Annotated in this window: 8 protein-coding genes and 1 pseudogene; 4 read left to right on the forward strand and 5 right to left on the reverse strand. The window is 57.0% G+C overall.

The annotated features are described in order from the left end of the window. Positions 1-227: 227 nt before the first annotated feature. Positions 228-1,079, reverse strand: a complete 852-nt coding sequence (locus NKJ13_RS30105; RefSeq protein WP_352707121.1) for a sulfotransferase — start codon at positions 1,077-1,079, stop codon at positions 228-230. Positions 1,080-1,249: 170 nt separating this feature from the next. Between NKJ13_RS30105 and NKJ13_RS30110 the strand changes: the two genes are divergently transcribed. The 4 genes from NKJ13_RS30110 to NKJ13_RS30125 all read left to right on the forward strand — a co-directional run bounded on the left by NKJ13_RS30110 (position 1,250) and on the right by NKJ13_RS30125 (position 7,208). Next, positions 1,250-3,307 carry a hypothetical protein gene (locus NKJ13_RS30110; RefSeq protein WP_352707119.1) on the forward strand — a complete coding sequence of 686 codons (2,058 nt, stop codon included), beginning with the start codon at positions 1,250-1,252 and terminating at the stop codon, positions 3,305-3,307. Positions 3,308-3,548: 241 nt separating this feature from the next. Next, entirely contained in the window at positions 3,549-4,817 is a 1,269-nt protein-coding gene (locus NKJ13_RS30115) for an O-antigen ligase family protein (RefSeq protein WP_352740784.1), read from the forward strand. Positions 4,818-4,860: 43 nt separating this feature from the next. Beyond that, a complete protein-coding gene (locus tag NKJ13_RS30120) occupies positions 4,861-5,826 on the forward strand; it encodes a glycosyltransferase family 2 protein (protein ID WP_352740782.1) in 966 nt (321 codons plus the stop codon). A 278-nt stretch (positions 5,827-6,104) separates the two neighbouring features. Next, positions 6,105-7,208, forward strand: a complete 1,104-nt coding sequence (locus NKJ13_RS30125; protein ID WP_352740780.1) for a glycosyltransferase — start codon at positions 6,105-6,107, stop codon at positions 7,206-7,208. A 46-nt stretch (positions 7,209-7,254) separates the two neighbouring features. On the opposite strand, the pseudogene NKJ13_RS30130 reads toward NKJ13_RS30125, so the two are convergent. The 4 genes and pseudogenes from NKJ13_RS30130 to NKJ13_RS30145 all read right to left on the reverse strand — a co-directional run. Next, positions 7,255-7,488, reverse strand: a pseudogene (locus tag NKJ13_RS30130) (IS21 family transposase); the annotation flags it as partial. Between the two features lie 74 nt (positions 7,489-7,562). Further along, positions 7,563-9,464, reverse strand: a complete 1,902-nt coding sequence (locus NKJ13_RS30135; protein WP_352740778.1) for a Wzz/FepE/Etk N-terminal domain-containing protein — start codon at positions 9,462-9,464, stop codon at positions 7,563-7,565. Between the two features lie 484 nt (positions 9,465-9,948). Then, positions 9,949-10,230, reverse strand: a complete 282-nt coding sequence (locus NKJ13_RS30140; RefSeq protein WP_352707108.1) for an exopolysaccharide production repressor protein — start codon at positions 10,228-10,230, stop codon at positions 9,949-9,951. A 346-nt stretch (positions 10,231-10,576) separates the two neighbouring features. Next, positions 10,577-10,890 (reverse strand): ABC transporter permease subunit (locus NKJ13_RS30145; protein WP_352779176.1); only part of this gene is annotated, 314 nt, incomplete at its 5' end.

Raw genomic sequence — 10,890 nt, forward strand, 5'->3', positions numbered from 1 at the left:
TCTCTTATACCGGGACTGGAGACACAGTCGGCGGCCTTGAGACGGCAGGCCTCCTTGACGCCGTTTTCTCTCATCGGAATTCGACCTTGCGCGGGGCAAACCGGGTTCAGTGAACGGCTGCTCCTCTGTGCTCGAACAGGCACTACGCACTGGGGACCGTGAAACTTGTCTATGCCTGTCCCGTGCCTGTTCGGGGCCAGGCGGCAAACGCCGTTAACCGCACAAGGTCAGAAATTATCATCTCCATAATCGAACAATTCTGCGGTTGCGCGGGTGCCTGTCGAAATCCGCTGTCGTGCTGAACGATCGAGGCGGGCAACCGCTCGGGTGTTGACGTCTGGTGCGATGTGATCGGATGCTTCGTCCAATTTTATCCGCAGCCTTTCGCCAGTTGCGGCGTCTGCGTTTGCCTTTCGCGCCGCCCCAAATGATTTAACCTTAAACCGGATCTTTCCGTCCTCCGCTGCCGCTATGCCGAGCGCGTCGTAAAGGCTTCTAACAAACGCATCCGGTGATTGGATCAAGTCCTCGAATCGAAGCGATAGCGCATCACGCTTCCTCGAGGCTTTGAACATCAGGCTAGTCACATCATTGTACCATTTGATCGCGAGCGCCTCGCTGAGACCGCTGCGTATCAGCCCTTCGCACATCGGTAATGGATGCCGCGTAAGCACAAGGTTCCGCGCTTCCATAAAGCCGCGCGCAATCGCGTCGTCGAATGCAATGTAGTAATCCATCACCTTCAGAACGACGTAGCGTGCTTGGGACTTTTCGTTGCGCTCCCCGGGGCGGACGGTCTCGGCAGTCGCTGCGCGGATATGACGCCAAAAGACGGGAACAGATGCCCAGTTGACGGCCCCGCCAATATGGCACGCGGCCTTGCGCAGCTTGTAGTAGCGTCCGAATACTCCCTCATGCCATTCGCGGTATGGCATCAACACATCCGGCGAGCTGCCGATGATATTCCAGACAATATTTGACCCACCTCGGCCAAAGCAATTCAATAGAAGCGCATTGGGCGGAAGAGCTTTGCCCGGCCTGGTGGGAGGCGAAGCACCGATCCTGTCAGCGGTCTGCATCTGCTTTCTCCAGTTATCGCATTAGGCGCGACCCACTTCCCCAGCTGTCGTTGAAAGGTTAAACTGAAACCTATGATATGCTGCGGAGCTTGTGAGGAGAAGCGCGATAGTAAGTAACGGGTGTCCATGCGGAGTCTCATCCCGAAACCAGCAATTATTGGCACACGACAATGACTAACCGCTTTTCTCGCCGGGACCTGGCGCGGGCCGCATGCGCCGCCCTTGTGCTGGCGGCATCCGGTCGCCCAGGACGGGATGCTCGCGCCGCCGGTCCGGCGCAAGGCTCGCAGCCGAAAGCTCACTCCTGGCATCCTGGTCTGTTCCCGGAAATGATTGTGAAATCCTGGTTTCAGGAGGATCTGGCCGAGGGCGAAGTCTCCTCATGGCAATCGGCCGGCGCGAAGCCGGTGGCTGCGATGCAAGCCGAGCCCTCCCTGCGCCCGACAAAGCTTCCGAATAACGGCGGAGTCCATTTCAAACAGGGTACGAGACAGGCGTTGACCTGGCCCGCCGATAGCGATGCGCCTTACCTTCACCGCTGGTGGCTCGTGATCGCCCGGTGCAATTCGGCGATCAATGCCGACGCGGAATGCGTTTCCGTTGTTTGCGCCAATGGCGCGGAGGGTGGCCCGGTGCATCGCCAACCCCAGGTCTGTTTCAAGCCATCGGCCGGCACATTCGTTTCGCGGCTCCATGACGGCAAGCTCAAGAGCGAGGAAGGGCAGTGCTCGACCGATTTTGACGAATGGAATGTCATGGTCGGGTACCGCCGCGGGTTCGTGATGCAGGCTGTGGTGAATGGGATCAAGACGGCCGGCCAGACGGTTTATGCATTGACACCCAACCGGATGAAATCGCAGAGCTTCATGGGCGATGTGAACAATCCGATGAGGGCCGATGTCGCGATCGATTGCGTCATTATCGGGCAAAGCGAACTAAATGACTCCCAGATCGACAGGCTGATGGGATGGGGCATGTGGCGCATCGGCCGGCAATCCGCCCTGCCCGACGTTCATCCCTATCGCCAGAGCCCTCCTTCAGCTGTGGATGCGAACGACAAACCGGCACGTTATGCCTTTGATTCAGTCTCGTGGGCGTCCTGGACAGCCATCGGCAATGAACGGCGATATGGTCATCGTGGTGAGGCGGCGCCGCCGATCCGCGGTTACACAACGGTTTTTTTTGACGACTTCGACTCCAACACGGTTGTCGATGATTCCAAAGGCGCGCAAAGCAGCATCTGGTATGCGCCGACCCATCTGACGACCGTTGGTGTTGACGCCGCTACGCCGCCGATGTCGGCGTCGCCCTCCTCCTATGTGCACGACGCCAGCAGCCACACGCTGGCGCTCCGGCTCTTGCACAAGCGGCGTTGGAGAACAGGTGCATTCTCTTCCGTGAACAACAATGGCCAGGGGCGGTGTTGGGGAAAGGGGATCTTTGAGATCCGCGCCAGAATGCCGAAGATACTCGCGCCCCGCCCTGGATTTTTTCCTGCTTTCTGGGCGTATGGGAAGGAGCATCTATTCTGGCGGACGCGCAATCGTCTTGAGACGGACTTTTGGGAATATGACGGTCTCAATGGGGCCTATATCAACATCAGCCAGCACGTGCACAAACCCAGACTCGGCTATGCAGATCCACATATCACGCCACGTAGCGTGCACCGGAAAATCGCCGGCTATCAAGTCGATCCATCAAGTGGTTTTCCCAGCACGATCGACGTATACGATGGCGAATTTCATACTTGGTATGCGCAGATCGAAGATGATTATACCTATTTCGTGATCGACGGCTATGAAGTGGCGCGCGTTCCGACGACACCGGAACTCGCAGCAAAAAAATACATCATTGTGGATTTCGCCTACGATGAAAAAAAGGGGCGCGCTCAACCGAACCCGTCGCAAACGTATGACATGGTGATTGACTATATAAGGGTCCGGCAGACGGAAACGGATCTGGCTAGGGCCCCGACGGCCTTCAGCGCATTGCCGGCCTTCTCGGGCCAGACCTCACCGGGCCAGGCGCTGACCGTCGTACCGAATGTTATTGCGTCGCAAATAGAGTATCTATGGTATCGTGACGGCGTTCCGATCGTGGGCGAAACCGGCACAAGCTATGAGCTCAGCTCGCGGGATGTCGGGCATAAGATTCGCTGCCATGTTCGCGCGGTCTCTGTGCTCGACCAGCCAGAAGCCTGGACCCCGGAGAGCGAGACCGTCGGCTAGAACGCATCGACTGCGCGACGCCAGGATGCGTCATCACTCTCGTCGGACTGCTGACGAGCTCTGCCGCCAGTAAGCCTCCCCACAGCCGAGGCGGGTGAGTTTTCCCAACAGGCGGAAACCTCTTCGATATGCGATGCCACAGCGGGCGGAACGATGAGGTCGTCGGCTGGAGCAGGGTGAAGTGTTTCTCCGCGGGCTGGCATTGATACATCCAATAAGTTCTGTCTCCGGGGAAGAGAATATGCTAAAGAAGATCGCGCCCAGCGAGAGAGCTGTGATGCGTTACCTTCTGACATTCGCGGTACTGAGCCTCTTCCTGCCAATCAGACTCGAGACGGGTCTTGTATTGCTGCGTCCGTTCGAGCTGATCGCATTGCTGATGCTCTTTTTTGGCCTGGCGACGGAGCGTTGGCGAAGGTTGGCTTTTTCAGCCGGTTTTCTACTGCTCCTGCCCTTCTTGGGCTGGCACGTGGTCTCGGCCTTCAGCGTGGACGCAGAGAATGGCCTGCGCGAGCTGTTGCAGATCTCCGCTGTGGGCGCCTTTGCGTTCGCCTTGGCACAGGAGGCCAGCCGCGTCGACACGCACAAGGCCGTCAACATCTTGCTTTTCGGCATGGTGCTGATCCTCGCCTATACGATCACCTGGCATGTCGCCCATGGCTACTTGGTCGGTTGGAAGCATCTGTTCGATCCGAGGCTCGCGTTCACCTTCCTTCCAATTGCGCTCGCAGGGCTCCTCCTCTTCGTCAACGGGGGCAAGCGGCGCACCCTTTGGTTTGTATGGGCGGGGATACTTCCCCTGCTCGTGCTATCTGGGGAACGCAAGGCGTTTTTGATCTATCTCTTTCTGACCGCCGCGCTTCTGATGCGCGGACGGCTCGCTGCGATGGTGCCAGCGATCGCCGCGGGCTTCGTGGCACTTTTCGTGCTGTCGACCACGGTCAATAACGCCTATGTCGAGAAGCAGATGCAGACCATTCTCGATCCGCTGAGCATGGGGCAATACGAATATCTGGCCGCGACGGGGAAATATGCCCCTGGAGACACCCCGAGCAATGTCCAGCGCGCGTTTGCTTTCACTCTGTCCAGACAACTCATCTCCGAACATCCACTGATGGGCGTGGGTACGAACCAATTCAAGAATATTATCGATACGGATTTCAGCGGACTTCCTGGCGAGTTGCGGCTTGGGATACATGGCGAGTTTCAACGTATCCTCACCGAGAACGGCATCATTGGGCTCAGCCTCTATGTTCTCATATGGATTGCTGCATGGTTTCGCTTAAGCCGTACTCTAAGCTGGGCGCTTTCTCACGGATTGATCGGAGCGGCCCAGGCACGGCTTCTGCCCCTCGTGCTCCTTGTTCCTTGCGCCTTTTACGTTGGAACAGAAGCCTCCGGCACACGAGCTTTCGTTACGCTGAGTCTTGTCTCGCTCCTGCCTGAATTGACGCGGCACGGGCTTTGCCTATCATTGCACAGGATGCGGAGGAGCCACCCCAGAGCATGAGACATCCTGGATTTCTCGCGAGCCCCTTGCAAGGAAACACGAGATGAGTGTTTCGGTTATCATGACATGCCACAATGAAGAACGCTTCATCGCGCAGGCAGTGGAAAGCGTGATTAGTCAGACCGCCTCGAGCCACATCAAAGAGATCATCATTGTCAATGATGGCTCGAAGGACGGCTCGTCGGAAGTGATTGCCTCGCTGGGTCGCAGGGAGCCGCGCGTGCATGTCCTGACGACGGCGGGTATCGGGCTTTCATCGGCGAGGAATCTTGCCATCAGACATGCTGCCGGCGATCTTATTGCAATTCTGGACGGCGATGACTTCTGGGCCGAGGACAAGCTTGAGCGTCAATTAGCCGTCTTGGGCAATGGCTGCAAGGCAGGTCTTGTCTATGGCGATTTCGTCGATTTTTCCGCTCCGGATCTGTCCGATGCTCTACACGTCGCCGTGCGCCGCTATCGCGCGGACCAATGCGATACGCTGCCGACATATTTTCTGCTTGATGGGCCGATTGTTCCTTCCAGTATGGTTATGCGGCGGGAAATGGTCGAAGATATCGGGTTATTCAACGAGGCATTTAGGGCTGGAGAGGATACAGAGTTTTGTATGCGCGCAGCCGAGCGTTGGACATTTCAATATGTGGCCGAAGCACTCGTCTATAAACGGCGCCATGGCTCGAACATAACCCGCAGACTCGACGCGCTTCTGCCGGTAGCCGAACGACTCACGCGAGAATGGGCCATGCGACGGCGGGAACTTACGCACCTCGCGCGCCGGCGCAACGCGCGTTTGTACGCAAAGGCGGGCAATGATTGCGTGGCTCAAGGCGAAAAGAAACGCGGAGCGCGCTTGCTCATTCGCGCGATGTGGCACGATCCATTGTCATGGCGGGTGTACGTTTACTTTTTTCTTTGCGCCCTGCCGAGGGGCATGGATCCGCAGGTGCGCCGTGCAGCCAAGCTATTGTTCTACCGCGCCTTGCGCAAAGACTTTGCTGACGGCTCTTAAAGATGCTGGCGGAATGGCGAGAGCTCGAGCATCTCAGGCGGCAGCCCTGGAATCCTTCCGTAGCGATTATTCTGTACCGCGACACAGGACCATAACGGAGGCGAAATCAGAGCTCTCCGCGGTCGCCAAGTCTCTCTTAACGCGGGTAAGAACTTGAAAGGTCTCCAGACCCACCACTGAGCCCTCACCACAAGCGCAGGAGAATTCCACACAAGATCGGGCTGTTAGTTGCGACAGTAAACACGAGGTGCAAGAGAATCGGAGCGCTTCACTATCACATGCGAATTCTTTACTTCATCAACGGATTCGATCCCGGTGGCGCCGAGCATGGGCTACTCACCTTGCTGCAAGCAGGATTTTTCAGCGGCCACGAGCTGAAGATTCTCGCCTTTTGCCGTGGTCGCGGGGCTCTTGCCGATGAAATCGCCGCACAGATCGGAGAGCATAATCTTATCCTGACGTCGCAGAGTGAAGAGCCTTCCTTGCGCACCTTTGTGGGTACGTTCTTTGTAATGTTGCGCCTTATCTGGGAGTGGCGGCCGGATATGGTTGCGTTGTCGCTCAAGCAGGCCAATCTCCTGGGACGGCTAGTTGCGATGTTTGCTCCTCGGCTGCACTGCGTTTCATTCGAACACACTACCCGCTACCGCTCCCGGCGCGCCGCAGGTATTTATGGCCCTGTGCTCAAGGCCCTGTCCTGGCGCGTCGACGAAATCTGGGCTGATTGCGAAAGTACGCTGCGGGAGACGCAAGCCTACTTCCTGCCGCGCAGGCGCCGCTCGCATATAGTGCCTTTGTTTTGCGCCGATGAGGCTTCCAGCCACAAGCGCGATTACGCGCTTCACACACCCTTGCGCCTTGCTGCTGCCGGACGGCTTATCGCGCTAAAGAACTTTGACCGCCTGATCGAGGCCGTCCGAATGCTCCAAGACCGCGGCGTTTCTGCAAGCCTCGATCTTTACGGCGATGGGCCGGAACGGCAGGGGCTTTCGCGCAAGGCGGATGAGCTCGGCGTTGGAGATCGCGTGCACTTCCATGGCTATGTCGCGCGCTGGTCCGAGCTCGCCTCTGATCGTGACGTGTTCATCAACCTGTCCGATACGGAAGGGTTCTGCATCGTCGTCGCCGAGGCGATGCTTGCCGGACTTCCGGTGATCGCGACTGACGTCGGCGGTATCCGAGATTACGGCAAGGATGGAAAGAATATGCTGAAGCTTACTGTTCCCTCGGCGGAGATGGCGGTGACGCAAGCACTGGTGTTCGCGGGCGATGAAACGCTCCGCAAGAAGATCGGAATGCAGGCACGACAGGATATGCTGCTGGCCTATTCGCAGGGTGCTTTGCGTGTCCGTGCTACGGCAGTGTTGGGTGGCGGAATGTAAGGAGCTGGCGACCAAGATAGCCGGGCCGATCGTGAATTCTGACGGCTCGGCATCGCACCTGTCTGACATGGTTCTCGACCTGGCGCTTCTCCCAGCCCGATGCCAGCGCGCGGGATTGTATTGCCGGTCCTTGCCGACGAACACCATCTCCACCGCCCTATTCGTGTTGTCGTAGATGATGCGCGCAGAAGGCGAACGCCCGGTCATGCTCGTCGAACACCATTTCCTGAATCTGGCGCGGATAAGCCCGGACGAATATCATTAGACTAGTCGTCATTCTCGGCATTCGAGGAGTTTGTCCGTCAAAGCCCTCCTCGGGCTATCTGCATAAGACAAAAAATGCTTGCTCCACAACTAGGCTTGGTAATACCGACTATGACGTTCACTGTAAAATTCGGCACTGCCGAACTTTTGATACAGCTTGATTCTTTTGAGATCGACCTTGTTAAGCAGAACGCCGATACATTTATCCGCAAGGATCGGATTGTTGTTGAGGTTTTCGCGCACGAATGTACGAGCGGTCACGCCCCATTCAACAACCAGAACAAGGCCGTCGAGATGCTGGACAAAGGACCTCACGTCCGCGACTGGAGCTAACGGGGGCAAATCAACGACGACGTAGTTGAACATAGAGCCCACCTTGAGCAGAAAGTCGCCCATTTTCTCGATAGGCTGTACGGTCTCTGCGAGCTTTTGTTGCCTCTGGTTCACCCCGGGCAGGAACCTCAATGACAATGACTGATGAGCAAGCAAATCTCTCCGATTGAAGTCTCCAGCCAACACATTGGCTAGGCCTCGTTCCCAGCCGTTGGCTAACATAGGGGACAAGCCCGGATTGTGGATGTCGGCATCGATCAACAGCGTCCTACAATGCTGCATAGCGAGAACCATCGCAAAATTAGCCGCGACCACCGACTTCCCTTCTCCCGGGAGGCAGGAAACGATGCCGATCGCCCTGGTGCTCTTCCTTGGTAACTCGACATCAACAGCGACTTTCACCGTTCGCATCGCTTCAGCGAATTCCGAGCGCGGATGTTGCTCTACCCAGTTGAAAGCGCTGTTCCCCACCTCGATGAATGACGGCTCTTCGGTCGCAATGAATGACGGCTCTTCGGTCGCACGATCACGCTTGTTTCGGCGAATTGGCTTTCCGTCCAGCAACGGGATCATTCCGAGCGTGTCAAGTCCGAGCTCATCGCGCACTTGACCCCTCGTGCGGAAAAAGCGCTCCCGGTACTCCCGAACTCCGCCCACACCGGCGCCAATCATGCCGCCAAGCACGGCGCAGACCGCCAACGTAAGAATGCTATTCGGAGAACTCGGTCTGCTGGGGTATGGTGCCTCCGAGATAACCCGCGCCTCCGGCAACGCCATCGAAAGGTTCTGCAGGCTCGCTTGGTATTGCTGCAGGACCTGTTCATATTGCGACTTGAGAGAGGACGCCTCAAGTTCGAGCTGGCGCAAGGTAACCAGCGTTTCCTTCGTCAGCGTATTGTCTGTTCGGAACCTGTGGACCGCGAGCTCGGCGTCGACCGATCGCTTCCGCACCCTCTCGAGCTCTTCCGCCAGTGCACTGCGAGCTCGGATAATCGACTCATCTTTGGCTCCGACTTGGTCAGAGATATAGATTTCCGCATACTTATTGGCTATTTTTTGCGCCATTTCAGCGCTAGGCGACTGAAATTGGACCTGCAGAATGTAAGAATCGCCTACACGAGCTACCGTTATATTTTCAGCCAGAATGCCAAATGCCTGCCATCGAGGATCGGGCCCTCGCGCTGCACTCGATTTCCACGGCGCTCCGCTTTCTTCGGAACTGCCAATGAATGACCGCACCACCCGAGCGACCGATCCTGTGAGACTGTTGAGCAACGAATACGGTGCTGACAAGAAAGGGCGATCGGTAGCAAGACCGAGGCTGTCAACGACCTTTAGCCCGATGCGGTCGGAACGCAACAATTCGACCTGGCTCAGCATCATCGGGTCAAGCTGTGTGGAGCTTCCGCTCTCTGTTAACTTCGTCACGACGGAGGGCTGGTTCTTGTCGATCAGGATTCTGGACGTCGACTCGTACAAGGGCACCTCGAGCCGAAGATACGCCAGCCCCAGCACAAGGCCTGCGAGCGCGCACGTAAGGACGAACCTCAACTGCCGTCGCGCTGCCGCCACGAGTGTTTCGAGATCAATCGTTGCCGACTGAGGATCGCCAAATATCAAGGCAGAATCCGGGTGCCGATTTTCAACTTCGCGGAGCATAAGCCTTCAGACCCGTGGGGTGAGACTGGCAGCGCATAGGTAGTCAAAAACACCATACCACATTGTCTGACCAAATGTCTTGAAATTCAGTATCCACGCCGGCGGAGCCGCCCCTCCCCAAAGACGCAAAATTTTAACCTCGGATTGCAATAAATGAACCTCACGCGGCCCATGCTGTCTGCAATTCCGCTACACGTCATGCGATCCAATTAAAGGAAGAAATCGGGTCGTATTGCCAAATGGCAAAACATCTGAGCAAGAGATTCCGGGTCTAGGTTGAGCCTGTCGTACGGGAAACAGGGACGTCGATTGGAATGACTCGTCGATCACCGGCGCGCGATATCGATCACCGTAAGAGTTCTGGGCGCATTTGGCGCATCGCCGAACGCCTCTCAGGTGCCCGAATAAGACAGGTTGCAGTCACATTTTGTATCGTGATGTGGGGTGTCATCCTGCTGATCGTCCTACTCTAAACAGCCAGAGCCTATAAAGGCGGAGAGTGGTCCACCTTATTCACTAAGTGGCTCGGCAGTTGCTCCCTTTCGGACTCATCGGGTGGGGTATTTGGCTTCGGAAACACGGATACTTTGGAGACCGAGCGCCACACTAGCAGCATGACAGCAACAAAGTACCCGATCTGTATCAAGATCCCACAAATTAACGTTTGGACAAACGTACTCCAGAGCGAGGCGGTAAGCAAATATGTACTGATGGCGAATGCCGACAGGACTATGATAAAGCCGCGCAAAAAAAGCAAAAAGGACATCGCCGTCCCACTCGCAGCCGCTCGCGCGACGCGCTCCTTGGCTATTCAGCCCTCAACGCATTAACCATCATAACATATCGGAACGGGTTAGAGCGATCAAATATTAGGAGATGCGAATAAAAACCCACCCTAACCTTTGCCAAGACGCTTTCGGCGGATATGGCGGCCGCGCCTCATGCGACCAATGCCATTCAGGCCTTCCTTCTTGTGCTCGCGTAGATGGCCAGCGTTTCGACCAAATGGCCGAAGCCATTGCTCGGTGCCTGGTCGACCATGAGCAGGTAGCGCGCGACCGGTCGCTCGCTGGTCGGCGGTGTCGCTCCCGATCGGCGATGCGATGGCCACGTCAGCCATAGCGCTTGCGGCTCCAGGTCTGCACCAGGTTGATGACCAGCAGCATGACGAAGGACAGCGCCAGCATGATCGCCGCGATCGCGGTCGCCGCCGCGTAATTATATTCCTCCAGCCGGATGACGATCAGAAGCGGTGCGATTTCGGATTTATAGGGCAGGTTGCCGGCGATGAAGATGACGGAACCGTACTCGCCGACGCCGCGTGCGAAGGCCAGCGCGAAACCGGTGACGATGGCCGGCGCCAGTCCGGGAAGCAGAACGCGGCTGATGATCTGGAAGCGATTGGCGCCGAGCGTGGCGGCCACTT

The organism is Mesorhizobium sp. M0174 (assembly GCF_040322275.1).
Classification (GTDB): Bacteria; Pseudomonadota; Alphaproteobacteria; order Rhizobiales; family Rhizobiaceae; genus Mesorhizobium.